This window comes from Catenulispora sp. MAP12-49, from assembly GCF_041262705.1.
GTDB lineage: Bacteria > Actinomycetota > Actinomycetes > Streptomycetales > Catenulisporaceae > Catenulispora.
The window spans coordinates 47,376-71,430 of record NZ_JBGCCP010000025.1 but is presented as its reverse complement, the minus strand read 5'-3'; the positions used below and the strand labels follow the sequence as shown (position 1 = coordinate 71,430).

Annotated in this window: 24 protein-coding genes; 16 read left to right on the top strand and 8 right to left on the bottom strand. The window is 70.5% G+C overall.

Going from position 1 to position 24,055, the window contains the following annotated elements:
* Positions 1–105 precede the first annotated feature (105 nt).
* Positions 106–840 (bottom strand): hypothetical protein, encoded by a 735-nt coding sequence (locus ABIA35_RS34625; protein ID WP_370343950.1) that lies wholly within the window; start codon positions 838–840, stop codon positions 106–108.
* A gap of 324 nt (positions 841–1,164) precedes the next feature.
* Between ABIA35_RS34625 and ABIA35_RS34620 the strand changes: the two genes are divergently transcribed.
* The 3 genes from ABIA35_RS34620 (at position 1,165) to ABIA35_RS34610 (ending at position 4,040) form a co-directional block, all read left to right on the top strand.
* On the top strand, positions 1,165–2,694 hold the full coding sequence (locus ABIA35_RS34620; protein WP_370360777.1) for a glycosyltransferase family 39 protein: 1,530 nt from the start codon (positions 1,165–1,167) through the stop codon (positions 2,692–2,694).
* Positions 2,695–2,791: 97 nt separating this feature from the next.
* The gene (locus tag ABIA35_RS34615) at positions 2,792–3,343 is read left to right on the top strand and encodes a SigE family RNA polymerase sigma factor (protein WP_370343953.1); all 552 of its coding nucleotides are present in this window, start codon (positions 2,792–2,794) and stop codon (positions 3,341–3,343) included.
* Positions 3,336–4,040 (top strand): L,D-transpeptidase, encoded by a 705-nt coding sequence (locus ABIA35_RS34610; protein ID WP_370360776.1) that lies wholly within the window; start codon positions 3,336–3,338, stop codon positions 4,038–4,040. The genes ABIA35_RS34615 and ABIA35_RS34610 overlap by 8 nt, the downstream gene beginning before the upstream one ends.
* Here the strand turns inward: ABIA35_RS34610 and ABIA35_RS34605 are convergent.
* Complete coding sequence (locus ABIA35_RS34605; RefSeq protein ID WP_370343957.1) at positions 4,037–4,816, bottom strand: class I SAM-dependent methyltransferase; 780 nt, start codon at positions 4,814–4,816, stop codon at positions 4,037–4,039. The genes ABIA35_RS34610 and ABIA35_RS34605 overlap by 4 nt on opposite strands.
* Before the next feature lie 202 nt (positions 4,817–5,018).
* On the bottom strand, positions 5,019–6,344 hold the full coding sequence (locus tag ABIA35_RS34600) for an SPFH domain-containing protein (RefSeq protein ID WP_370360775.1): 1,326 nt from the start codon (positions 6,342–6,344) through the stop codon (positions 5,019–5,021).
* A gap of 421 nt (positions 6,345–6,765) precedes the next feature.
* Here ABIA35_RS34600 and ABIA35_RS34595 point away from each other — a divergent pair, with 421 nt between their 5' ends.
* Positions 6,766–7,932, top strand: a complete 1,167-nt coding sequence (locus ABIA35_RS34595; protein ID WP_370360774.1) for an aminotransferase class V-fold PLP-dependent enzyme — start codon at positions 6,766–6,768, stop codon at positions 7,930–7,932.
* On the opposite strand, the gene ABIA35_RS34590 is transcribed toward ABIA35_RS34595, so the two are convergent.
* On the bottom strand, positions 7,916–8,686 hold the full coding sequence (locus ABIA35_RS34590) for an aspartate/glutamate racemase family protein (RefSeq protein ID WP_370360773.1): 771 nt from the start codon (positions 8,684–8,686) through the stop codon (positions 7,916–7,918). The genes ABIA35_RS34595 and ABIA35_RS34590 overlap by 17 nt on opposite strands.
* Positions 8,687–8,747: 61 nt before the next feature.
* Here ABIA35_RS34590 and ABIA35_RS34585 point away from each other — a divergent pair, with 61 nt between their 5' ends.
* Genes ABIA35_RS34585 through ABIA35_RS34575 form a run of 3 tightly spaced genes read left to right on the top strand, consistent with a single transcriptional unit; the run spans position 8,748 to position 10,560 of the window.
* Positions 8,748–9,356: a hypothetical protein gene (locus ABIA35_RS34585; RefSeq protein WP_370360772.1), complete on the top strand. Its 609-nt coding sequence runs from the start codon at positions 8,748–8,750 to the stop codon at positions 9,354–9,356.
* Between the two features lie 50 nt (positions 9,357–9,406).
* Positions 9,407–9,937, top strand: coding sequence for a hypothetical protein (locus ABIA35_RS34580; protein WP_370360771.1), 531 nt, complete (start codon positions 9,407–9,409; stop codon positions 9,935–9,937).
* A 35-nt stretch (positions 9,938–9,972) separates the two neighbouring features.
* On the top strand, positions 9,973–10,560 hold the full coding sequence (locus ABIA35_RS34575; RefSeq protein WP_370343964.1) for a TetR family transcriptional regulator: 588 nt from the start codon (positions 9,973–9,975) through the stop codon (positions 10,558–10,560).
* 250 nt (positions 10,561–10,810) lie between these two features.
* On the opposite strand, the gene ABIA35_RS34570 is transcribed toward ABIA35_RS34575, so the two are convergent.
* Positions 10,811–12,289, bottom strand: a complete 1,479-nt coding sequence (locus ABIA35_RS34570; protein WP_370360770.1) for an MFS transporter — start codon at positions 12,287–12,289, stop codon at positions 10,811–10,813.
* Positions 12,290–12,361: 72 nt separating this feature from the next.
* On the opposite strand from ABIA35_RS34570, the gene ABIA35_RS34565 reads away from it, so the two are divergent.
* Positions 12,362–13,102, top strand: coding sequence for a TetR/AcrR family transcriptional regulator (locus ABIA35_RS34565; protein ID WP_370360769.1), 741 nt, complete (start codon positions 12,362–12,364; stop codon positions 13,100–13,102).
* A gap of 73 nt (positions 13,103–13,175) precedes the next feature.
* Here ABIA35_RS34565 and ABIA35_RS34560 read toward each other — a convergent pair whose 3' ends face one another.
* Positions 13,176–13,748 carry a dihydrofolate reductase family protein gene (locus ABIA35_RS34560; protein ID WP_370360768.1) on the bottom strand — a complete coding sequence of 191 codons (573 nt, stop codon included), beginning with the start codon at positions 13,746–13,748 and terminating at the stop codon, positions 13,176–13,178.
* A gap of 128 nt (positions 13,749–13,876) precedes the next feature.
* Between ABIA35_RS34560 and ABIA35_RS34555 the strand changes: the two genes are divergently transcribed.
* Genes ABIA35_RS34555 through ABIA35_RS34545 form a run of 3 tightly spaced genes read left to right on the top strand, consistent with a single transcriptional unit; the run spans position 13,877 to position 16,137 of the window.
* Positions 13,877–14,386: a SigE family RNA polymerase sigma factor gene (locus ABIA35_RS34555; protein WP_370343968.1), complete on the top strand. Its 510-nt coding sequence runs from the start codon at positions 13,877–13,879 to the stop codon at positions 14,384–14,386.
* Positions 14,387–14,393: 7 nt separating this feature from the next.
* Positions 14,394–15,395, top strand: coding sequence for a hypothetical protein (locus ABIA35_RS34550; protein ID WP_370360767.1), 1,002 nt, complete (start codon positions 14,394–14,396; stop codon positions 15,393–15,395).
* 43 nt (positions 15,396–15,438) lie between these two features.
* Entirely contained in the window at positions 15,439–16,137 is a 699-nt protein-coding gene (locus ABIA35_RS34545; RefSeq protein ID WP_370360766.1) for a hypothetical protein, read from the top strand.
* An 88-nt stretch (positions 16,138–16,225) separates the two neighbouring features.
* On the opposite strand, the gene ABIA35_RS34540 is transcribed toward ABIA35_RS34545, so the two are convergent.
* Positions 16,226–17,173, bottom strand: a complete 948-nt coding sequence (locus tag ABIA35_RS34540; protein WP_370360765.1) for a family 16 glycosylhydrolase — start codon at positions 17,171–17,173, stop codon at positions 16,226–16,228.
* A gap of 452 nt (positions 17,174–17,625) precedes the next feature.
* On the opposite strand from ABIA35_RS34540, the gene ABIA35_RS34535 reads away from it, so the two are divergent.
* The 4 genes from ABIA35_RS34535 to ABIA35_RS34520 all read left to right on the top strand — a co-directional run bounded on the left by ABIA35_RS34535 (position 17,626) and on the right by ABIA35_RS34520 (position 20,542).
* Positions 17,626–18,345 (top strand): ABC transporter ATP-binding protein, encoded by a 720-nt coding sequence (locus ABIA35_RS34535; protein ID WP_370360764.1) that lies wholly within the window; start codon positions 17,626–17,628, stop codon positions 18,343–18,345.
* Positions 18,342–19,079, top strand: a complete 738-nt coding sequence (locus ABIA35_RS34530) for an ABC transporter permease (protein WP_370343976.1) — start codon at positions 18,342–18,344, stop codon at positions 19,077–19,079. The genes ABIA35_RS34535 and ABIA35_RS34530 overlap by 4 nt, the downstream gene beginning before the upstream one ends.
* Positions 19,080–19,226: 147 nt before the next feature.
* Positions 19,227–19,949, top strand: coding sequence for an HAD family hydrolase (locus ABIA35_RS34525; protein ID WP_370360763.1), 723 nt, complete (start codon positions 19,227–19,229; stop codon positions 19,947–19,949).
* A gap of 158 nt (positions 19,950–20,107) precedes the next feature.
* The gene (locus tag ABIA35_RS34520; protein ID WP_370343978.1) at positions 20,108–20,542 is read left to right on the top strand and encodes a DUF3224 domain-containing protein; all 435 of its coding nucleotides are present in this window, start codon (positions 20,108–20,110) and stop codon (positions 20,540–20,542) included.
* A 10-nt stretch (positions 20,543–20,552) separates the two neighbouring features.
* Here the strand turns inward: ABIA35_RS34520 and argS are convergent, their stop codons facing one another.
* Entirely contained in the window at positions 20,553–22,385 is a 1,833-nt protein-coding gene (gene argS, locus ABIA35_RS34515) for an arginine--tRNA ligase (protein WP_370360762.1), read from the bottom strand.
* Positions 22,386–22,560: 175 nt separating this feature from the next.
* On the opposite strand from argS, the gene ABIA35_RS34510 reads away from it, so the two are divergent.
* Positions 22,561–24,003, top strand: a complete 1,443-nt coding sequence (locus ABIA35_RS34510; RefSeq protein WP_370360761.1) for an MFS transporter — start codon at positions 22,561–22,563, stop codon at positions 24,001–24,003.
* Positions 24,004–24,055: the final 52 nt, after the last annotated feature.

Here is a 24,055-nt window from a genome sequence, read left to right as displayed (position 1 = left end):
GCACGCTTATGCAGAGGGAGGGATTCGAACCCCCACTGTCACAGTGTTCGTAAAATTCAGGCGTCACATTAAGCTTGGTCGCTCGCCGCCGATCCTAGCGAAACCTCAGGCGAAGAGGTAACCGAATACGGCCTCGCCGACGCGCTGGTCGGTGACCTCGAAGGTGTTGGCCTCCTCGCGGGCGAACTTCACCGCCTGGCTCAGCTTCTCGACCCGCTCCACGAGCTCGTTGACGCGCTGCGCCGGCAGGGCGCCGGAGAACTTGGTCTGCGTCCAGTAGCCGATGGCGACGTCCTCGTAGTAGACCTCGACCTGCGCCGGGTGCTTCTCGGTGGCCTCGGCCTTGACGTGGTTGCGCGGCACCTTCTTGGTGCGCAGCGTGCGCACCGACTCGGTGCGGTACCAGTCCGTGGACGGGTCGGCAGACCAGGACTCGGCGGCGTCGAGCACGGGCAGCTTCTTGACGAAGGTGTTCAGGTCGGCGAGCTGCTTCTCCAGGAAGAGCAGGTAGGACACCGGCACGTCGCGCAGCAGCGTGGTGCCCTCCACGACGACGTCGGCGTGCGCCACGCAGTTGGCCCAGTCCTTGGTGGCGGTGACGTCGAACAGGCGGGTCAGGCCCGTGGCGATCTGGCGCAGCACGTCCTCGGCCTTGACCTGCACGCGGGTGGACTCCGGGGGCAGCTGCTCGCCGTCCTCGTCCTTGGGCTGGTAGGTCCGGCTCAGTCCGGTGAGCAGAGGCTGCTTCTGGACGTCGTGGTGGGCCTGGGTGAGTTCGGCGTAGGACTTGCTCTTGACACCTTTTTCGATCGCGATGATCTGGCTGAGTTTCGTGGCCATGATGGTTCCCCCCATGCGCTAGGGCATGTCGTGAGTCTGATGTGTTGCTGAGGCAGAGCCTATGGACGGGTGCCGACAGTCCGTACGTCGGGTCGGCCGGTCCATGGCGTGGACATGATGATGACAGACCGGGCGGGAACGGATGTAGGCAATTTCGCCGTCGCGGTAACGGTTTCGGATCTTCCGCGGCGGGTGCCGGTGCGTCGTCGAGTTTTGATTGACTGACTGGATCAGTCATCTTATGCTGCCAGGCGATGGGGGTGTTCGATGACGACGGGGGGATCGGTCGCTGTGGGTGTTGATACGGAAGAGATTCAGGAGCCTGTGAGGGCCGCGATCGACGGCGGTGGCATCGCCTGGCGTCCGATCGCGCTGGTGGCGGCCGTCGCCGGAGCGTTCCACCTGATGGTGGCGACGCGGTACGGCTGGCACCACGACGAGTTCTACTACGTCATCTGCGGTCGGCATCCGGCGTTCGGTTACGTCGACCAGCCGCCGGCGGCGCCCTTGCTGGCCCGGTTCGCGGACGCGGCCGGCGGCTTGTTCGGCGTGCGGCTGCTGGCGATCGTCGCGCAGCTTGTCTGCATCGTGTTGACCGGCGTGCTGGCGTCGCAGTTCGGGGCACGGCGTGCGGCCCAGACGTTGGCGGCCGCGGCGGTGGCGGCGTGTCCGGTATTCGTGGCCGCGTCGATGTTGTTCGGGACGACGGTGCTGGACCAGGCGGCGTGGGCGGCGGTGTTCGTACTGGTGACGTGTGCGCTGCGGGAGAACCGGGTGCGCTGGTGGGCGGCCTCCGGCGCGGTCGCGGGGCTCGGGTTCGAGGGGAAGAACACGATCGCGGTGCTGGTGCTCGGTATCGCGGTGGGCGTCGTTGTCCATCGGCGGGAGGTGGTGCGTACGCCGGGGCCGTGGGTCGCGCTGGCGGTGGCGGGGGTGCTGGCGGCGCCGAACGTCGTGTGGGACGCGCTGCACGGCTGGCCGAACCTGACGATGGACCACACGCTGTCGCAACAGCAGGGCGGGCCGCTGGGTTCGCTGGCCAGGATGCCGGAGCTGCCGCTGTTGCTCGCCGGGCCGCCGCTGATCGGCCTGTGGTGGCTGGGTCTGCGCTGGCTGCGCTCGCCGGAGGGCCGGGCGCACCGGTGGCTGGTTCCGACGGCGGCGGTGGTGACGGCGGTGTTCGTGTGCGGCGGCGGCAAGGTCTACTACCCGGCGCCGCTGTTGATGCCGCTGTTCGCGGCCGGGGCTGTCGCTGCTCCGATCCAGTGGTATCCGCGGCGGGGCCTTCGTTCGGCGGTTGACGGTGCGGGACAATCGACGCGAGGGTGGTTGTCCCCCGGATTGGGGCGGGGTGGGAGGGGGGTCGCGATATCAGCCCTCGTCGCCGCCGTCATCGGCCTGCCGATCCTGCCCCCGGCCGCGTCCACGGCGCTGCGCTTCGTCAATCCCGAGCTGATGCAGACCTACGGCTGGCCGCGGTTCACGCACGAGGTCGCCGTCGCGGCGGCGGCGCAGCCGGCGAGTGTGCCGATCTTCACCAGCGACTTCGGGGAGGCCGGCGCGCTGACCATCCTGGGCCCCGGTGCGGGCCTGCGGCGCCCCGTCTACAGCGGCCACGACAACTACGTGTACTGGGGTCCGCCGGCCGGCACGCCGGACACGGTGCTGTGCGTCGGCAAGTTCCCGGCGGGGTATCTGAGCCGCTTTTGGGGACAGGTCACCGAGGTGGCACCGATCACCCTTCCCGCCGGCCTGAAGAACGCCGAGACCGACCGGCACGCCGCGATCTACCTGTGCCGTCAGCCGCGCGGGACGTGGGCGCAGTTGTGGCCCCAGTTGCACCACGTGGACTAGCGGGGCTGTGCCAAGCGGAAGCGGCATGCAACCTCGGTCCCACGGCCGGCGTCGTGGTGGGTTGATGAGCAGGTGACGGCGGCAGTGAGGGGAACCGGTGGGAGCGGAGAGGGATTTCGACGACTTCTATCTCGGCACGGTGCGCAAGGTGACGGCGCAGATCGTCGCGTTGCTGGGGGACGCCTCGGAGGCCGAGGACGCAGTCCAGGAGGCCTACGCACGGGCCTGGCAGCGCTGGGACACCGTGTCGAAGATGGACGACCCGGTCGCCTGGGTACGGGTCGTCGCGTATCGGATCAAGGTGTCGGCGTGGCGGTCGGCCGTCCGGCGGGTCGCCGCGCACCGGCGGCACGGGCCACCCGGGAACGTGCCCGACCACAGCCCTGACGCGGTAGCGCTGATCGCGGCGTTGCGGCAGATCCCTGAGGCACAGCGGCGGGCAATCGTGTTGTTCCACATCGCGGGGCTGACGATCGAGCAGGTCGCCGCCGAGGTCGGCGCGCCGACCGGGACGATCAAGGCACGGCTTTCCCGGGGGCGCGCCGCGCTGGCGGCGCTGTTGGCCGAACCGGATTCCGACGGCCCGGAGGCGGCCTCGCACCTCAAGGCAGTACTCGACAACGGAAGCGGGGAGCGCAGCTATGCGTGACTACCTCGACGAGCGCCTGACCGCCGGCGCGGCGCGTCTGGAGCAGGAAGCCACGGTCCACTCGCCGGCCGGGGTGCGGGCCCGGGGTGACCAGCGGCGCAGGCGGCACACCGCGACGATGGCGGTGGTGCCGGTGGCCGTCCTGGCGATCGCCGGGAGCGTGGGGCTGACGTCGCGGCCCTCCGGCGGGCCGTCGCGGCCGAACCTGGGGAGTTCGCCGTCGGTGTCCGACACCCGGACCTCGGCCGCGGGCACAACGCCGACGACCAAGCCGGCCAGGCCGACCACGCCGACCGGGCCGGCCAGGTCCGCCACGCTGGTCGCCACGGTGGACCTGGCCCGTCACACGCTGATCGTCCTGGACGCACAGGGCAAGTTGGTCAAGACCCTGCCGATCACCGCCGGTTCGTCTGCGCATCCGACCCAGACGGGAACCTTCACCGTCGCGGGCAAGGAGCCGTCGAAGGAGCTCAGTTCCCCGATGGGTCCGAACACCTACAGCCTGACCGTCACTTCCTTCATCGACCTCGGTCCGAACGCACCGACGATCTACGCCATGCCCTGGTGGCCGGACAGCCTGGGCATGAGGAACACCACCACGGGTGAGATCGGGCTCAGCACCGACGACGCAGCCTGGTTCTACACGCAGCTGGCCGTCGGTGACACGATCCGGATCGCGAGCGGCACCGCGGGCTAAGCCCGCCGGGCCGTGTAGACGACCGTCAGCCGTGGATCCTCGACGCTCCCGCCGAGGTCGTCGATGATCCCGGCGAGCCGGTCCAGGAACTCCGTATGAGCCGCCGGTGCCAGTTCGGCGATGTTCGGGAACGTCGACCACTGGTCGCGCGCGGTCTGCGGAGTCAGGGTCTGCTGCCATTCGATCATGTCGACCTGGACGTCCTCGAAGTAGCCCCCGGCAGTCAGCTGCGCGCGCCACCGGTCGGTGTCCAGGACGTGGGAGCGGCTGGCGCGGTAGCCGGTTTCGGAAGGCAGCAGGTCGTGGTAGACGTCGTCGAGGCGGTCGCGGAACAGGGTGGGGCGGTTGGCGTCGCCGAACTCGGTCCACCAGGCCGCCAGCCAGCCTCCGGGCCGGACCTGGCGGCCGATCTGCGCGGTGGAGGTGTCGGGGTCGAGCCAGTGCAGGGCGGTGGCGGCGGCGGCGAGGTCGAAGCCGCCGGGCAGGTCGGCGGTCTCGAAGTCGGAGACGACGACGTCCAGCCGGTCGCCGGCGTGTTCGGCGGACAGGATCGCGGCCAGGCTCTCGCCGGGTTCGACGGCGACGACGTGGGCGCCGGCCGCCAGGAGGGGTCCGGTGGCCAGGCCGCTGCCGGCACCGATCTCCAGGACTCGGGCGCCGGGGCGGAGTCCGCAGCGGTCGGCCAGGAGGTCGAAGACGGCGTCGGGGTAGGGCGGGCGGCCGCGGCGGTAGGTGGGCGCGTCGGTGTTGAAGGACATCCGGCGGCTGTTGCGCATCTGTGTCGGGTCAGTGCTCGGCGCGGGCTCGGTACTCTGCGCGGGCTCGGTACTCTGCGCGGGCTCGGTGGCTGGTGATGATTCAGGGCTCGATGATCGTTCCGCGTGATCGTTCACCACGGCACTGTGCCAGTCCGAGCCCGCCGACCAGAAATGGTTTTGGCGGATGCCGCGGGGCATCTGCCAAAGGCGAGCCGAGGCCCTACTCCCCCGTCTTCATCGCGCTGAGCACCGCCGATACCTGCGCGACGATGCCGGCGAGCGTGCCGGGGTCGGATCCGCCGACCGTCACAGCCTTGTACTCCGAGGGCGCGGGCAGGTGCTCCACGATCTCGGGCAGCCGTCCGATCAGCTCCGCCTGCAACGCCGCCGCCGAGCGTGCGTTCGCGATCTCCGCCCGGACTCGTTCCCGTTCCAGTTCCATCAGCTGCCGGTCGTGGTCGGCGGCGTGCCGGGCGCGGGCGGCGGCGAGTTCGGCTTCCAGCCGCATGCGGCTCAGCTCCTGCTCCTCCTCCAGCCGCAAGCGTGCCATGACGGTTTCCTGTTCGTGCCGTTCGCGTTCCAGGGCCAGCGTGTGCAGGCGGGTGTGGTGTGCCTCGTCCGCGGCTTTGCGGGCGTTGGCCTGGGAGTGCTCGTCGCGGCGTGCCTGTTCGCCGGCGTCGCGGTCGAACTCGCGGGCGGCGTTCAGGGCCCGCAGTTCGGACAGCTCGCGCTCGTCGGACAGGCGGCGGGTCTCCTGCTTGCGGTTCTCGGCCATCCGGCTGTCGGTGATCACGCTGTCGGCGGCCAGTTCGGCCAGCGCGGCCAGGCGGCCCTGCTCGGAGCGGAACGGCTTTTGCAGGTTCTCCCACAGCGTCTTGGAGCTGACCACCGCCTCCTTGATCTGGACGGTGACGATCCGCAGGCCCAGGCCGTCCTCGGCCTGCCCCGCGCCCTCGGCGACGCCGCGCAGCCGGGCCGTGAGCTCCTCGATGATGGGCTGCCGGTCGGAGAGCACCTCGTGCACGCTCATGGTGGCGACCTTGTCCTTGATCGCCGCCTCGGCCTGCTCGCGCAGCTGCAGGTTCACCAGCCGCATCGGGTCCTCCGGGTCGGAGAAGTCCAGTTTGCGGTAGGCGGTGCCGAAGTCCTCGATGATCCACTGTACGTAGGCCTGGACCAGGATGCCCTGCAACTCGCTGCATATGCAGAACGCGTTCATCAAGATCGTCTGCATCGCGCCGGGCACGACCAGGAAGGAGTCGGTGGCCGGCCGGTAGCGGAAGGAGACGCCGAGGCCGATGTGCCGGGGCTTGCTCTCGCCGCGGCGGGTGTGGACCACGAACGCGTTCGGCGGGACCAGCACCGTCTTGAAGCGTCCGACACCGGTGACGCGCACCTCGACGCTGTTGGCCGGTGTCGATCCGACGCCGCGTCCGGCGTCGGCCTCGGCGGAGAAGCGTTCCAGGCGTGCGGCGCGGCCGCGGCTCGGGGCACCCGGACCGCCGCCGCCCGGGGCCGGGGCGGGCTTTGAAAGGGACGGAGGCATCGGTTCGGGCATCCCTCCAGGAGCCGAAGGCATCGGCGGGTATGGCACTGACAGTTGCTGCGGCGGGGCGATCGAGCGTTCCCGCTTCTCCGCCTTCTCTCCGCGCTGACCGCCCGTGGTAGAACCGGCGTAACCCTTGGAGCGCAGATCGGACTCCAGACGTTCTTGGTTGGCCAAGACATCGTCGAGATACGTGTTGCGGCCTTGGTCCGCCACGATGTCACCCCCTGGATAGTCGCAATGGTGACGGAACCGTAGCAGGGCTCGACGACAGGTGGAGGCCGAATCCGGCAGGGTCCGAGGCTGAATCCGGCAGGGTCCGGGGCCGAATCGGGCCGGGCCGCAGGCGCAGTCGGGCAGGGCCAAAGCGCCGGAAGTGGCCCTTGGGCCCGGCCGCCGGCGGCAATTACGATCATCAGGCATGGAAACCCTCGACAACCCTCTGTGGGGCGACGACTGGACCGAGGTCCGTGCCCTGTTCGACACCCTCCAGGTCGGCCACGCCTATCTGAACCACGGCGGCTTCGGCAACTCCCCGCGCACCGTGATGCTCGCCCAGCGGCAATGGCGGGCGCGGATGAACGCCAACGCCACCCGGTTCTTCCGCCGGGAGGTGGCACCGGGGATGGCCACGGCGAGCCGTGCCGTCGCGGAATTCCTGGGCGCCCCGGCCGGCGACTCCGTGGCGCTGGTCACGAACGTCACCGCGGCCACCACCATCGCGGTGGACTCGGTCCCGCTGGCCGCCGGGGACGAGTTCCTGGTCACCGACCACGGCTACCTGACCGCCACCTGGGCCGCGCAGCGCCGGGCCCGGGAGGTCGGGGCGAGCGTGGTGACCGCGCGGATACCGCTGACCGCCGACGCCGCCGAGATCGCGCGGATCGTGCTGGCCGCGGTGACACCGCGCACGAAGGTGGCCCTGATCGATCACATCACCTCCTCGACCGCACGCCGGTTCCCCATCGAGGAGCTGGTACCGGCGCTGCAGGAACGCGGCGTGATCGTCATCGTCGACGCCGCGCACGCCCCCGGCATGGTGCCGATCGACCTGGCGGCGCTGAACCCGGACTTCTGGGGCGGGAACCTGCACAAGTGGGGGTACGCGCCGCGTTCGGCCGGGGCGTTCTGGGCCGCGCCGAAGTGGCGTCCGGCGCTGCGCAACCCGATCGTGTCGTGGGGTCAGGACGAGGAGTTCCCGCTGAACCTGCAGGAGATCGGCACCCACGACCCCACGTCGCGGCTGTGCGCGCCGAACGGCATCGCGTTCCTGCGGGCGCTGGGCCCGCAGCGCGTGCGGGAGCACAACGTGAAGCTCGCCGAGTACGGGCAGGCGGCGCTGGCCTCGGCGCTGGACGTCGATCCGGCGACGCTGCCGGGCGATGCGGGGGTGTCGATGCGGCTGGTGCCGCTGCCGGTCCCGTACGACGACCCGCGCGACTTGCAGGCCGAGATCTCCGACCGGCTCGGCGTCGAGGTGTCGGTGCCGAAGTGGAACGGGATGACGCTGCTGCGGGTGAGCGCGAACGTGTACAACGCCCCGTCGGAGTACGACAGGCTGGCCGCGGGGATCAGGTCCGTTCTGTAGCGATCGGCGAGGGTGCGGGAGCGACCGGACCGCCGTACCACGTCGGCAGGGCGCGCGCGCCGGTCGCCACGTCCAAGGCGGCGCGCGCCTGCAGCCGGGTGGAGTCCAGGGTCGGCAGCGGCGAGGTCTCGGGGGTGATCAGCAGGGGGATCTCGGTGCAGACCAGGGCGACGGCGTCGCAGCCTTGGTCGGCGAGGTGTTCGATGACGTGCTGGTAGGCGGTGCGGGCGGTGTCGGTGAAGACGCCGTTGACGAGTTCGTCGAAGATGATCGTGTCGACCGCCGTGCGGTCGGCGGGGTCCGGTGCGGCCGCTTCGATGCCGCGGGCGGCGAGGGCGCGGGGGTATACGGGCCCTTCCATGGTGAACCGGGTGCCCAGGATGCCGACTTTGCGGTGGCCGCGGGCGGCTGCTTCGTCGGCGACTACTTCGGCGATGTGCAGGCCGGGGATCGGGTAGGGGTCGCCGTCGAGTTCGAAGGCCAGGTGGGCGGTGTTGTCGGGGCAGATGAAGAAGTCGGCGCCGGCGGCGGCGAGGCGTTCGGCGCTTTCGCGCAGGATGGCGCGTACCGCGTGGTAGTCCCCGGATTCCCAGTACGGCATGGAGCGGGACAGCGGGATCAGGTCGAGGGTGACGTCGGGGTGTGCGTGGGGGCCGAGGCGGGCGAAGCCTTCGCGGCAGAAGGTCTGGAAGGACAGGGCGGCGCCTTCGGCGGAGTGCGCGAGGATGCCCAGGTGGCGGTGGTTCTTCTGCATCGACGTATTGTCCCGTGCCTCAGGCGTTCCGCTCTGGTGCGTCGTCGGCGATGCTAGAAGGATGCGGCTGCGACGGGAGAGGGGCGCCGGCTGGCGGATCGCGGTGGGCGACCGGCAGACGATGACGATGGCTTTGTGGCTGCGGGACGCCTCGGGTATGAGGCCGGATCTGGACCCGGCGATCCCGCCGCTGGATCCGCCGGTGGAGGTGGACAAGAGGCTGGCGGCGCTGGCCGGGCCGCGGGCCACCGCGCAGTGGACCGGGTTGTGGCTGGGGCTGTGGGAGGGCCGGTTGGAGGACTGGTTCACCTTGCAGACGCTCGGTCCTCCGGGCTTTGAGTTGCTCGTCCGGTCCCCGGAGCTGAAGAAGCTGGTCGAGGCGGGCTTCCTGGAGGCTGCACGATGGTCGGCCGAGTTCCGCCTGATGGCCTCGCGCGGCAGCGGGGCGCCGACGTCGGTGGCGCGCGAGCCGGCCGCGGTGGTGCGGCAGTTGGAGAACGAGTTGGGGCGTCAGGCACGGGAGTTCGAACTCGATATCACGGTGCTGCCGGTGGCCGGGCGGGTGTTCTGGCCGTTGGCGGACGGCGGGCTGGTCGTGAGCGGGAACCTGCTGCGGGACGCGTCGGCGTTCCGGGCGCTGCTTTATGACGTGCTGGCGGCGATGGTGTAGGGCTGGCGAACGTGTAGGGCTGGCGATCGTGTAGGGCTACGGTCTGGGGCGTGGCTGAGATCGAGTGGGAGACGCTTGCGGAGGTAGTACGGGCGCGGGTGGACGAGCTGGTGCTGGCGGACCAGTGGTTCCGTGCCGTACACGAACTAGTCCGGAACGACGGTGGGGAACGGGTCCAGGTGGGGACCGCTCAACGGCTCGTCTGGGCTCGACAGAAGGTGCTCGCGGATCGGATTCAACGCCGGCCCGCGCCGCCGCGCGACCTGGCGACGTTGACCGCCGCGATCTCGGCGCTGCCGAGGACCCCGGATGCGATCGAAGCGCTCTGGGACGGGGACAGTACCGGCTGGATGGTGCGGCTGGAGGCCGTGACGGCTGATCCGCGCACCGAGAAGTGTCTGACGATCATCCGGCACGGTGGTGACATCCGGCTGTTCAACAGCCGGGTGCCGCCGTGGCCGGAGGCTCACGAGGCCGCCGAGCTGGGAACGGCGCTGGCGGAGGCTTTCGGCGTACCGTTCTACTTCCCGTACCCCGATGCCCCGGAGCTGCCCGACATCCGCTGGTGGGACACGGTGTGACCGGCGGCCGGCGATCGGCGGCTACTGTGAGAATCATGACCGCCCCCGCCGCCAAACGCCCCGGTCGCCGGCCGGGGTCGGCCGACACCCGCGGGCAGATCCTGGACGCGGCGCGCGCCGAGTTCGCTTCGCGGGGCTATGAGAAGGCGACGGTGCGGGGTATCGCGCGGGCCGCGGGGGTGGATGCGGCGCTGGTGCACCACTACTTCGGGTCGAAGGAGCAGGTGTTCGTCGCGGCGTTGGAGTTCCCGGTGGATCCGGCGGTGGTGCTGGAGCAGGTGGCCGGGGATTCGGCGGGGATCGGGGAGCGGCTGGCGCGGTATGTGGTGGGGCTGTGGGAGGTGCCGCAGGCGCGGGAGCGGTTGCTGGCGGTGCTGCGGACGATCGCTTCGAACGGGGATATGGCGGCGTTGGTACGCGGGTTCGCCCGGCCGCGGCTGGTGGTGCCGTTGGCGGCGCGGGTCGGGGGTCCGGATGCCGAGGCGCGGGTGGAGATGGCGCTGGCGCAGATCATCGGGTTGGCGATGGCGCGGTATGTGATCGGGGTGGAGCCGGTGGCTTCGCTGGGTTCGGAGGAGTTGGTGGGGTTGTTGGCTCCGGCTTTGCAGCGGTTCTTGGGCTGAGGTTTGCGCGGTGGGGGCGGTGGGCCGACGGTCTGGCGGATCCGGCTGGTCGGGCCATCGGTCGTGCCCTTGCGGCCCTGGCTGGTCGGGCCATCGGTCGTACCCATGCGGCCCTGGCTGGTCGGGCCTTTGGCAGTGCCCGGTTCTCCGAGCTGAGCTAACACCGTGACCTGAAACCGTTGCGGCGCAATGCGAACCGGTTTTTCCGGTCCGCACCGCGCCGCCTTCGGGGTCGGGTGGCAGTGTCCGCTTACGCCTTGGCCGGCGCGCTCCCCCGCCGCGGCAGGAGCGCGGCCACCGCACCGGCGGCGGCCAGCAGGATCGCCGCACCGATCATCGCAGCGCCGAAGCCCGCGGCCGTCGCGGCCTTGAGGCTGCCGCCGTGGCCGGCCGCGACGTGCGCGGAGATCGTGGACAGAGCGGCCAGGCCGATGGCGCCGCCGACCTGGCGGGAGGTGTTGATCAGGCCGGAGGCCAGGCCGGCTTCGTGCCGGGGCATGCCCGCGGTGCCGGCCACGGCCAGCGGGGTCATGGCCAGTCCCATGCCGAAGGTGAGCACCATCAGCGGGCCGAGGACGTCGGCGGTGTAGGAGCCGTCGGCCGGGAAGCGTGAGAGCCAGGCCAGGCCGATCCCGGCGACCAGCGGGCCGACCAGCAGCAGCGGGCGTGTGCCGATCCTGGGCAGGGCGCGGGTGGCCAGCATGGTGCCCAGCACGATCATCGCCGAGCCCGGCACGAAGGCGAAGCCGGCCTGCAGGGCGTCGAAGCCGAGCACCTGCTGCAGGTAGAGGCTGACGTAGAACCACATGGCGAACATGCCGGCGCCGATCAGCAGCGCGGCGACGTCGGCCACGGCCAGGGAGCGGTTGCGGAACACGCGCAGCGGCACGAGGGCGTGCTTGCTGCGTGCCTCCAGCAGGACGAACAGCGCCAGCAGCACTGCGCCGCCGATCATCGGGACGAGCACCGAGCCCGAGCCCCAGCTGTGGGTGTCGGTGGTGACGACGCCGTAGACGATGCCGGTCAGGCCGAGGGTGACGGTGATCGCGCCGGGCAGGTCCAGGGTGCGCAGTGTGGCGCCGCGGCCGCGGGTCCTGGCGATCAGCGGCACGGCCGCCAGGATCAGGACCACGCCGATCGGCACGTTGACGAACAGCACCCAGCGCCAGCTCACCCACTGTGTGAGCATCCCGCCGACGACGGCGCCCATCGCGCCGCCGGCCGCCATGGTCGCGCTCCACGCGCCCAGGGCCTTGGTGCGCTCGCGCGGGTCGGTGAAGGTGGTCATGATCAGCGTCATGGTCGCCGGGGCGAGCACCGCGCCGGCCAGGCCCTGCACCGAGCGGGCGGCGATGAGCAGGCCGCCGGTGTCGGCCATGCCGCCGGCCAGGCTCGCGGCGGTGAAGCCGACCAGGCCGGTGAGGAACACCGGCTTGGCGCCGAACAGGTCGGCGGCGCGTCCGCCGAACAGCAGCAGGCCGGCGAAGCCGAGCGCGTAGGCGTTGACGACCCACTGCACGCCGGTGGGCGAAAGGTCCAAGGCGCCGCGCATGGCCGGCAGCGCGACGTTCACGATGCTGACGTCCAGCACCACCATGAACTGCGCGATACAAGCGATGACCAGCAGCGCGGTCTTGTTGCCCGCGCGCAGGCCGCCGACGCGCGGCCCGGGCACGACGTCGGCCGCCAAGGACGGCGGCGCGCCGGCTATCTGATCGGTCGAAGACAAGGGACCCTCCCCGGAGTGTGTTTAATCTTAGAGTGACTCTAATGATAGACGAAGTCCAGCTATTATTGCTCCATGGAGACCGGACCAGGAGCACCAGAGCGCGGCGGGCTCGACCCCCAGGCAGACCGCCGGAGCGAGCCCCGGAATGAGCCCCGGAGTGACCACCGGAGCGAGCCCCAGAGCGACCCCCCGCAGCTGGGCCTGCGCGAGCGCAAGAAGCAGCGCACCCGCATGGCGATCCACGAGGCGGCGATGGCTCTGTTCGCCGAGCGCGGCTACGACCACGTGACGATGGCCGAGATCGCCCGCGCCGCCGACGTCGCCCCGGCCACGGTGTTCACGCACTACGCCTCGAAGGAGGACCTGGTCTACGAGCTGCGGCACGTGGCCAACGACCGGCTGCGCACCGCGCTGCGCACGCGGGCCGCGGAGATCGGCGTGCTGGCCGCGGTCAAGGAGTGGCAGCAGGAGATGTACGAGTACTACGTCCAGTCGCCCAAGCATGTGGAGCGGTCCCGGACCTTCTCACGGCTGTTGCGCGAGGCCCCGACGCTGTGGACGCGCTCGGTGGGGTTCATGTACGAGCGGCAAAACCTGCTCACCGAGCTGATGGTCGAGAACCACCCGCAGATCGACCCGTTCGTGCTGGAGGTCGCGGCGGCGCAGATCGCCGGCGCCGTGCAGGCCGCGCAGGTGCGGTACCAGGGGGATCTGGCGGCCGGGATGGGCAAGGACGAGCTGCTGGCGCGCGCCACGGCCCGCTCGGAGCAGGTGTACGAGCAGTTGGCTCGGGGCCTGGCGGACGTGTTGTAAGGATGTTCGCAGGGCTGGTCGTCGCTCTGGTCGTAGCTCCGGTCATAGCTCTAGTCGTAGCTCGGTGACGGGGTCAGCGTGCTCGCCGGTATCGCAGCTCGATGACCCCGCCGGCGGAGGCCGTGTGGGAGACCAGCTCCAGCTGGTAGGACTTCGGGACCCCGTCGAAGATCCGGGTGCCTTCACCGGCGATGTAGGGGAACATGCTCACCCGGAGCTCGTCGACCAGGTCGAGCTGCATGAGCGACCGGAACAGGCCGACGCCGCCCCAGACGAGGATGTAGCCGTCGCCGCCGGTCCGGAGTCTGTCGATCTGCTCGGTGGTGTCGCCGGCGGCGATGGTGGTGTTGGCCCAGTCGGCGTCGGCCTTCTTCAGGGTGCGGCTGAAGACGACCTTGTGCCCGTCGGTCAGCAGGCCGGCGAAGGGGTGGTCGGCGGTCGGCGACGTCATGGCCTCGGCGATGGCCTCGTAGGAGGCGCGGCCCATGACGTGCGCGTGGGCGCCGCGCAGGAAGTCCAGGTGCGCGGGGTCCTCGGGGTGAGCGATCTCGGGGTGGGAGAAGCAGAAGTCCCAGAACTCGGTGTGCTCGTCGGCCAGCAGGCCGTCCAGGGAGTAGTTGAAGACGGTCGCGATCACCTTTCGCATGCCATCAGTATCGCGGGTGCGGCACGGTTTTCCGGGAAATCCGGCGGCAGACAGAACGTTGTACGCCTGAGTTGTGTCACCCATACGTGAGCACCCCCATCATCGGCTCAGCCGGCAGGAAGGCCCACGTGGATCGGTCGGACGCGGGCTTCACCGAGTTCGTGGCGGGCAGCGTCAACCGTCTGACACGCTTCGCCGAGCTCCTCACCGGCGACCCGCACCGGGCCGCGGACCTGGTGCAGGAGTCTTTGGAGCGCGCCTATATCCGCTGGCCCAAGACGCAGGTCGAGGATCCGCATGCCTACGTCCGGCAGATCATCGTCAACCAGTACCGGAACTGGTGGCGGCGGCGCCGCGACCGGGAGGTGCTGCTCGAGCGGCCGCCGGACACCGGGGTCAGCGACGACCACGCCGTGGCACTGGCGCAGAGCGACCTGCTGCGCCGGGCGCTGGCGACGTTGACGCCGCGGGAGCGCGCCGTGGTGGTTCTGCGCTTCTACTCCGACCTGGACGTCGCCGCGATAGCGGCCGAGACCGGCATCGCGCCGGGCACCGTGAAGAGCACCCTGTCCCGGGCGATGACGCGGCTGCGCTCGTTCCCGGGCCTTGATGAGTCCCTCACCGGGCGGGAAAGGTAGGCCGGCTGTGAACTTCGACGATTCGCTGCGCGAAGCCATGCACGGCTACGCCTTCACGCCGTCCGGGATCAGCGCCGACCAGGTCGTCTCCGGCGCGCGGCGGCGCAGGACCCGGAGCCGGGCCCGGACCGCGGTCGGCGGACTCGGCGTCGCGGCACTCGTGGGGGCCTCGGTGTTCGTGCTGGTGAGCGCGCCGTCGGGCTCGGGCGGTGACACCGTGGTCAACCCGGGGGTCTCCCCCAGTACAACGGGCAGTGCGCCGGACCCGATCGCGCCCGGTACGCACTCCCCGGTCAAGCAGGTGCCGGCGCATCAGGCCATCACTGTCCCCGGCGACCTCGACGGGGCGTTCTATTGGATGACCACTGACTCGGTGTGCCGGTACGCGCCGCACAGCATCACGTCTTATGGCAAGCCGGACATGTCTACGCCGGCGTTCGTCGAGTGCGACTCCCCGCTGGGCAAGGACGACAAGGGCGGCAAGGCCGTGATCTGCCGGATGGTGGTCACTGCGCCGCCGGCGACGACCGGCGACGCGCCGCCATGTGCCGGCCATGTCCCGACGGACAAGTACTTCAGGTCCATGTTCGCGGTGCAGACCATCGGCGGCGGCAATCTCATGGTGCCGACGGCCGGTGTGATGGCGAGCTCGGACCTGCCGGTGCGGGTCGAAGACCGGGTGACCGACATATATGTCGGCCCTGACTTGTCCAAGGGCGGGAGCGAGGTCGTCCGCGAGACCAGGCTCGAGACCTTCTACACGGTGCCCGGTATGAAGCCCGGCTGGGTGTTCTGGCTGCCGAGCGCGTCCTTGGTCTATCCGAGCTCGAATACGCCGCCCGCTGCGCCGACTTATCCCGGCGCCCCTAAGCAGACCAAGGCGGTTCTCACCAATAGCTACGACGAGATCTGGCTCTACGACGGGGCCGACCTGCGGATGACGGCGAACCCGGGGAACCGGCCCGCTCCCAGTGCCACGGGTTCGATTCCGACCGACGCCTCCCGGTGAACAGTCCGATGAACGGTTCAGTTGACGGCCCTATGGTGGTCCCATGCGGTGGCGGAGACCCAAGGAAGACAGCACGGGGACCAGCTTCTTCGGCGACGTGCTGACCGACGCGGCTAAGCACTCTCCCCATCCGGTGGACAGGTTGCAGGCGGAGCGGGACGCCTGCTCCCCGCCGTTCGCTTACGTCCAATACGAGTACGACGGCGGCAGCGCGACCACCAGGACCGCCTACGTTCCGGCGGTCACCCCCGATCGCCGCCCCGACGTTGGCCGGGGCCCGAACCGCAGGGGCATCGGCTGGAACGGCGAGCTGCTGACCGTCATGTCGTCGACCGGCGACGTGGATTCGTGGACACCTCGAGCCGGCGGTGTTCTGCCGGAGTTCCGCGGCGACCCGGAGCGCACTCCGATCTACATACGCCCTCGCGGCCGGGGCGGATCCGGCCGGGTCGCGGAAATCGCGGCGGTGACGAGCCCGTTCTTCGTGTTCTGGCTTCTGCTCCTGAACGAGCGGGCCGAGCAGGTCGCCGACATCCCGGTGGACGGGTTCGACGAGCCGCGCCTGATCCGGCTCGCCGACGCGGCCGGGCTCCACTACCGGCGCTACCTCCTTGAGGTCGACGTCGTCACCATCAACCTTTTGCTGAGCTCGGAGTACTTCCCGGGGACGCGGGCCCCGATTTACGGATCGCGGACACCGATCGAACTGCGACAGTGGCTCGGCGGTCAGACAAAGGTCTGATCGGCGGTGGGAAGGGTTGTGCCGGCCGCCCTAGCGCGACCGGCACGTGGCAGCGCCGCCTAGCGGCGCCTCCCCTCAGGGGCTGCTGTCAGTGCTGCCACACCTTGACGTAGTCGACCTTCATCGTCGACGGGGCCAGGGTGGTCCCGCCGTAGCCGCCGACCGCGTTGTTGAGGATCAGGTACTGCGGCACGGAGGTGATACCGGTGGTGATCTGGCCGACCTTCACGCCGTCGTAGTAGTACGTGACCGAACCCGGCTCCCAGTCGGCGCCGTAGGTGTGCCACCCGGTGTAGTTGCCGCTGGCGCAGCCGCCGGGGCCGCCGGCGGTGGAGTGGAAGTGGTAGCAGGCATCGCCCGTCAGGCCCTCCATGACGTCCGTCTCGCCGTCGGTCGGCCAGTTCTGGCCGTCGGCCCAGAACGCCGGCCAGTTCGCGATCTTGCCGTCGGAGCCGGCCGGGAGGTAGATCCGGGCCTCCATGGCGCCGTAGGTGAAGTTGAACTTGCCGTTGGTGTTGACCAGGCCCGATGTGTAGTCCTTGGCTTCGCCGCAGTTCACGGCCTTCTGGATGGCGGTGAGGTTGAGCGTGCCGCCGGTCACCGAGACCTGCGCCGGGTCGTAGCAGTCGTTCTCGGACCAGTTCGGCGGGCGGGTGATGCCGGAGGCGTTCCAGCCGGTGGACCACTTGGTGGTGTCCAGGGCGGAATCGTTGGCGAAGGAGTCGCTGAAGACGTTGCGCCAGCTGCCGGCGATGCCCTGGGGCCCGGCGGAGGACGGGGCGCTGGTCGAGCTCGAGGAGCTGGGGGCCGGAGCGGAGGTGCTGGTCGGCGGGGCCGCGGGCGTCGACGGCGAGGAGGTGGCCGAGGGCGTCGAGGTGGGCACGGAGGGGGCGGACGACGTGGGCTGCGTCGGCTGCGTGGTGCTCGCCGACGACGAAGGCGCAGGCGCAGGCCGGTGGTACCGCGAGTGGTGCCACGGCGAAGCCGAGGCGGAGGTGGCGGCCAGGCCCACGAGGGCCACGGCGGTGGTGGTCACGAGTATCGGATGTCGGCGGACAGCCCGCATGGACTAGCCCCTCTCGGGCGAATCATCATTCTTATACAAAAAGGACGCTCGACCGCTGCGGTCGGCGTCCCCGGAAAGCCGTGTCGCCATGGGGCGACGGGCCCTGCCTCGGTGATGCGGCGACGAAAAGTCGCCGAGCTGAAGGGCCGCCGATCGCGATCGACGGCCCGATTTTCCCAGGACATTCCCGGGAGAGGCACCGAAACCATAACATGGTTGATATTGCTGTCAAGGTGGTGCTCAGGCGGGTGATGACGATGCCTTACTCGCGCGACGGGACGCCTACGGAAAGCGACGGCCGGCTTCGCGGAAGGCGCAAAACGGATGATTCGCAATATTCGGCGCAACATGCCTTGAGCGGAAGCATCAGCACCTGACGCCCCTCCTTGACACCCTCGGGTGCCCAGGCAGAAACTCAACACATGATGAATTACGCCGTCGACGTCCGCGACCTGCGCGTCGTCCGAGGCGGACAGGTGGTGCTCCGCGACGTGAGCGCCCAGGTGGAGGTCGGGTCGGTCACCGGACTGCTGGGGCCGTCGGGGTGCGGCAAGACGACGCTGCTGCGATCGGTGGTCGGGGTGCAGACGGTGGCCGGTGGCGAAGTACGGGTGCTGGGTTCCCCTGCCGGCAGCCCCGCGCTGCGCGACCACATCGGCTACGTGACTCAGGCCCCTTCCGTCTACGGCGACCTGTCGGTGATGGAGAACCTGCGGTACTTCACGGCCGTGCTCGGGGCGCCGCGGGGGGATCCCGAACGGGTGATCGCGGCGGTGGGGCTGGCGGGCAAGGAGAAGGCGCGCGCCGATCGTCTGTCCGGTGGGCAACGGGCGCGGGTGTCGCTGGCGGCGGCTTTGTTGGGGGCGCCGAGGGTGCTGGTGCTCGACGAGCCGACGGTGGGGTTGGATCCGGTGTTGCGGGCCGAATTGTGGGGGCTGTTCCATCGGTTGGCGGCCGGTGAGGATCCGGTGACGTTTCTGATCTCCAGTCATGTCATGGATGAGGCGTCGCGGTGTACTCGGTTGTTGCTCATGCGTGAGGGGCGCATTCTGGCTTCCGACACGCCGGAGGGGTTGCTGGCGCGGACCGGGGCGCGGGATGTCGAGGGTGCGTTCCTGCGGTTGGTGGGGGCGCAGTCATGAGCCTGCGACGTACGGCGGCGACGGCGCGCCGGGTGCTGGAGCAGTTGCGTCACGATCCTCGGACGATCGCGCTGATGCTGGTCGTGCCGTGTGTGCTGATCACGCTGCTGAAGTGGGTGTTCGATTCCTCGCCGCACGTGTTCCAGTCGATCGGCGCGGCGTTGCTGGGCATCTTCCCGTTCATCGTCATGTTCCTGGTGACGTCGGTGGGCATGCTGCGGGAGCGGACCGGCGGGACGTTGGAGCGGCTGTTGACGATGCCGCTGGGCAAGGGCGACCTGCTCGGCGGTTATGCGGTGGCGTTCGGTGCGGTGGCGTTGGTGCAGGCGTCGTTGGTGTCGGCGCTGGCCCTCGGGCCGCTGGGGTTGTCGGTGGCGGGGCCGGCGTGGGCGCTGGTGGTGGTCGCGGTGCTCGATGCGCTGTTGGGGACGGCGTTGGGGCTGTTCACGAGCGCGTTCGCGCGGACGGAGTTCCAGGCGGTGCAGTTCCTTCCGGCGTTCGTGCTGCCGCAGTTCCTGTTGTGCGGGCTGTTCACGCCGCGCGATCGGATGCAGCCGGTGTTGCGGTGGCTGTCGGATGTGATGCCGTTGTCGTATGCGGTGGACGCCATGGACAAGATCACGGCGCGGTCGGCGGTGTCCGGCGCGCTGATCGCCGACATGGCTATCATCGCCGGTGCCGGGGTGCTCGCGCTGGCGCTGGGTGCTGTGACGCTGCGCCGCCGGACGGGGTGAGCCGGGCAGGTAGCCGGGGCACAGTGAGCAGGGCCGGGTGAGCAGGGCCGGGTGAGCGGGGCGGAAGGCTCCGCGAGCGGCATCGCGTGCAACACCGGTGCGACACCGGTGCAACACCGTGACGGACACGATGCGAGGGAGCCGGGCGTGGGCGGCGCACTGCTGGTGCTGTGGGACATCGACCAGACGCTGATCAAGACCACCGGCGTGGCCACCGAGGCGTACACCGAGGCGGTGCTGGAGACCATCGGCAGCCCGTGGCGCGGGGACATGACGTTCAACGGGCTGACCGAGCGCGCCATGGCCGTGCGGATCCTGCGCATGCACGACGTCGAGCCCGACCCGGCGTTGCTCACGCTGTTCCTGGCGAACCTGGAACGCTCGCTGCTCGCCCGCGCCGAGGCCGTCAGGGCCCGCGGCCATGCCCTGGCCGGTGCCCGCGCGGCGCTGGAGGCGCTGGCCGCCGCGCCGCAGGCCCGGCAGTCGGTGCTGACCGGGAACATCCGGACGGTCGCGGAGATGAAGCTGCAGGCCTTCGAGCTGCATTCCTGGATCGACTTCGCGATCGGCGCCTACGGCGACGACGAGGTCGAACGCAACGACCTGATCCCGCACGCCTGGCGCCGTGCCGAGTCCCGGTACGGACACAGGTACGGCCCGGCGCACACGGTCATCCTCGGCGATACCGTCCGCGACGTGGAGGCGGCGCTGGCGCACGGCGCCGCCGTGGTCGCCGTCGCCAGTGGGACCACGGCGGTCGCGGATCTGCGTGACGCCGGCGCGCAGGTGGTGATCGCCGACCTGGCCGACACCGGGGGTGTGCTGGCGGCGATCGAGCAGGCTACTGCGGTGGTGTCCCGCGGCCGGTGACGCCGGAGGTAGAACCGGAGCTAACACGGGAGGTAGCACGGGAGCTGGCTCCGGAGCTCACACGGGAGCTAGAACGGGAGCTAGAACGGGTGGTGGCTCCGGAACTCACACGGGAGGTAGCACCGGAACCACCACCGGCGGCCGCTACGGTCGTCGTCATGAGAACCGAGGGAACCTTCAGCGTGACGTCGTTCGCGCCGGCCGCCGTCGAGCCGTCGCTGGAGGTCGTCACGGCCACTGCGACGGGGGTGGCGACCATGGAGAAGGCGTTCGAGGGCGGGATCGCGGGGCGTTCGGCCACGCTGTTCACCTCGGCGTACGACCAGGAGCGGGGCGCGGGCACCTATCTGGCGCTGGAGTCGTTCGAGGGGACGTTGGACGGGCGCGCCGGCACCTTCAACTTCGTGCACTCCGCGACAACGGCCGGGGCGGACCGGTCCGATGAGTACTTCCTGATCGTGCCCGGCAGCGGTACCGGTGAGCTGGCGGGCATCACCGGTACCGGCAGCATCGAGGTCGACGCGGACGGCACGCACCGCATCCGGTTCGACTACGCCATCAGCCCCGGGCAGGTCGGCGCCGTCGAAGGCTGATGAGCACCGCTCACAGCTGTTCCGGCGCGCTGATCCCCAGCAGCGCCAGCCCCAGCTTCAGCGTCTCCCCGGTCAGGCGCACCAGCGCGGCGCGGTTCTCCCGCACCGCGTCGGTCGGTGCCTTGACGACCGGGCAGTTCTCGTAGAAGTCCGAGAAGGTCTGCGCCAGCGCGTAGAGGTAGGACGCCAGCCGGTGCGGCTCGAAGTTCTCCGTGACCGTGGCCAGTGTCGCCCCGAGGTCGTCCAGGTGCAGGGCCAGCCTGCGCTCGGCCGGCTCCAGCTCCAGCTCCGGGTGCACCTGGGAGGCGGTGCCCTCGGGGAGCTTGCGCAGGATCGAGTGGATCCGGGCGTGCGCGTACTGCAGGTAGACGCTGGTGTTCCCGTGCAGGGAGACCATGCGGTCCAGGTCGAAGATGTAGTCCTTGGTGCGCGAGGTCGACAGGTCGGCGTACTTCACCGCGCCGATGCCGACGATCTTGGCCTCGGTGCGGGTGCTGTCGGCGTCCAGGTCCGGGTTCTTCTCCTCGACCGTGGCCACGGCGTGCTCGACGGCGCTGTCCAGCAGTTCGATCAGGCGGATGGTCTTGCCGGCGCGGGTCTTGAACGGCTTGCCGTCGGTGCCCAGGACCGAACCGAACTGCACGTGCACCGCCTCGACGCCTTCGGGCAGGTAGCCGGCGCGGCGTGCGGTCTCGAACACCATGCGGAAGTGCAGCGCCTGGCGGCTGTCGACGACGTAGAGGATCTGGCCGGCCTTGAGGGTGTCGACGCGGTAGCGGATCGCGGCCAGGTCGGTGGCGGCGTAGCCGAAGCCGCCGTCGCTCTTGCGCACGATCAGCGGGACCGGCTCGCCGTCGGGGCCCTTGACGTCTTCGAAGAACACGCACAGCGCGCCCTCGCTCCACACCGCGACGCCCCGCTCCTCCAAGTCGGCGGCGACCTCGGCGAGGTAGGGGTTGTAGAAGCTCTCGCCGACCGCGTCGGCGTCGACCAGGCGCACGTCCAGGCGGGCGTAGACGTCCTCGAAATAGCGCTTGGACTCCGCGACCATCTCGCGCCAGACCGCCAGCGAGTCTGCGTCCCCGCCCTGCAGCGTCACCACGCGCTTGCGGGCCCGGTCGGCGAACTCGGCGTCGGACTCGAAGTGGGCGCGGGCGTCGCGGTACAGGGCGGTCAGCCAGGAGATGGCGACCTCGCCGGAGTGCTCGGCCTCGGCCGGGCGGGCCTCGGGGTGCTCGACCAGGTACTGGATGAGCATGCCGAACTGGGTGCCCCAGTCGCCGAGGTGGTTCTGGCGCACCACGGTGCGGCCGTCGAACTCCAGCAGCCGGACCAGCGCGTCGCCGATGACGGTCGAGCGCAGGTGGCCGACGTGCATCTCCTTGGCGATGTTCGGCTGGGAGTAGTCGATGACGGTGGTCTGGCCGACCGCGGTGGGCGCCACGCCCAGGCGCGGGTCGCCGAGGCGCTCGGCGGCCTGGCCGGCCAGGGCGGCGTCGGTGAGGGTGAGGTTGAGGAAGCCGGGGCCGGCCACCTCGACGGCGGCGATCACGCCGGAGGTGGCGACGGGCTCGGAGCCGGCGGAGCTGTCCGCGCTGTCCGCACTGGCCGCGCCGGCCGCGCCCTCGGCGCCTGCCGGAACCAGTGCGGCGGCGACCTTCGTGGCCAGCTCACGCGGGTTGCCCTTCACCGCCTTGGCCAGCGGCAGCACGCCGTTGGCCTGGAAGTCGGCGTGGTCGGAGGGGCGGATCAGCGGATCGGCGTCGCGCGCCGCGTCCCCGAGCACCGCGGTCAGCGCGGCGCGGACGTCGTCCGCCAGGATCTCCGACAGTGCCTTGGCCATGGGTTTCCTCGCTGCTCGGACCGGTTCTCCGGCCGTTTTGGTGGGGTCTGTCAAGCCTAGCGCCCGGGCCGAATCGATTAGTAACTCAGACACTGGCGTTTGACTTAGTGAGGGGCGGTAGGTCATCGTGGAAATCGAACAGCCTTGTTTGATTTCCGCGACGGAGGGGATTCCGATGGACGACAGCCCCGGCCACGGTGAAAGCCGCGACCACTCCCGATGGGCCGCCCTGGCCCTGCTGTGCCTGGCCCAGTTCATGCTGATCGTCGACATCACGGGGGTGAACCTGGCCCTGCCCACAATGGCTCACGACCTTTCCCTCAGCCGCCAGGCGCTGACCTGGGTACCGGCGGCCTACACGCTGTGCTTCGGCGGCCTGCTGCTGCTCGGCGGCCGGCTCGCCGACGGCCTGGGACGCCGGCGCGCGTTCCTGCTCGGGCTGGCCGCGTTCACCGGCGCCTCGTTGATGTCCGGGCTCGCGCACTCCTCCGGGGAGCTGATCGCCGGGCGCGCCGCGCAGGGTGTCGCCGCCGCGCTGCTGTCTCCGGCGGCGCTGTCGATCGTCACTACGACGTTCCACGGTCCGGAGCGCACCAAGGCGCTCGGCGTCTGGGGTGCGATCGGCGGGGCCGGCGCGGCGGTCGGGGTGCTGGTCGGGGGCGCGCTGACCTCGGGGCCGGGGTGGCGCTGGGTGTTCTTCGTGAACCTGCCGATCGGCCTGGCGGTACTGGTGCTGCTGCCCCGGCTGGTGCCGGCCTCGGCGCCGGCGCGGTCGCTGCGCGGGCTGGACGTGCCCGGCGCGCTGGCCGCGACGGCCACCGCCGCGTTGCTGGTCTACGGCCTGATCCACGCCGGCGGTTCGGGCTGGGGCACCGCGGCCACGCTGCTGCCGTTGGCTGGCGCGGTGCTGGCGGCTGTCGTACTGGTTCTGGTGGAACGTTCGGCGGCGCATCCGTTGCTACGACGGGAGCTCATACGAGACCGCGCGGTGGTTGCCGGGGCCGGGGTGATGTTCGCGGCGACGATTTTGTTGATCACCGGGTTCTTCCTCCTGTCGTGGTACCTCCAGCACCGCGCGGGCTACTCGGCGCTCAAAACCGGCGTGGTCTACCTGCCGGTGGCGGTGGCGACGGGCCTGGGCGCGCATCTGGCCTCGCACGGCGTCGGGCACCTCGGCTTCCGGCGGACCGCCGTCTCCGGCTTCGTCGTGGCCGCCGCCGGCGCGCTGCTGCTGACCCGGCTCCCGGCCAGCGGGAACGCGGCGCTGGCGGTGCTGCCCGGGTTCATGCTGCTCAGCGTGGGCGTCGGCATGGCGCTGGTGACGGCCACGACCGCCGCGCTGCACCAGGCCGACCACAGTGAGGCCGGATTGATCTCGGGCCTGGTCAACACCGGGCACGAACTCGGGTCGGCGCTCGGTGTGGCGCTGGCCTCGGTTCTGGCCGGCGGGAGCCTGGGGGCTGCTACAACGGCAACGGCACCGTCAACCGGCGTCGGCGGGTTCCACACCGCGTTCGCGGCCGCCGCCGGCATCGCGGCGGTGGCGGCGCTCGCGGCGCTGCGGGCGCTGCCGGCGGGGCGTCCGGATCCGTCGGCGCGGCCGGTGTTCGGGCACTGAGGCGGCACGCGCCCGTCCCGACATAGCCGCCCCACCGCACCCCATACGCTGT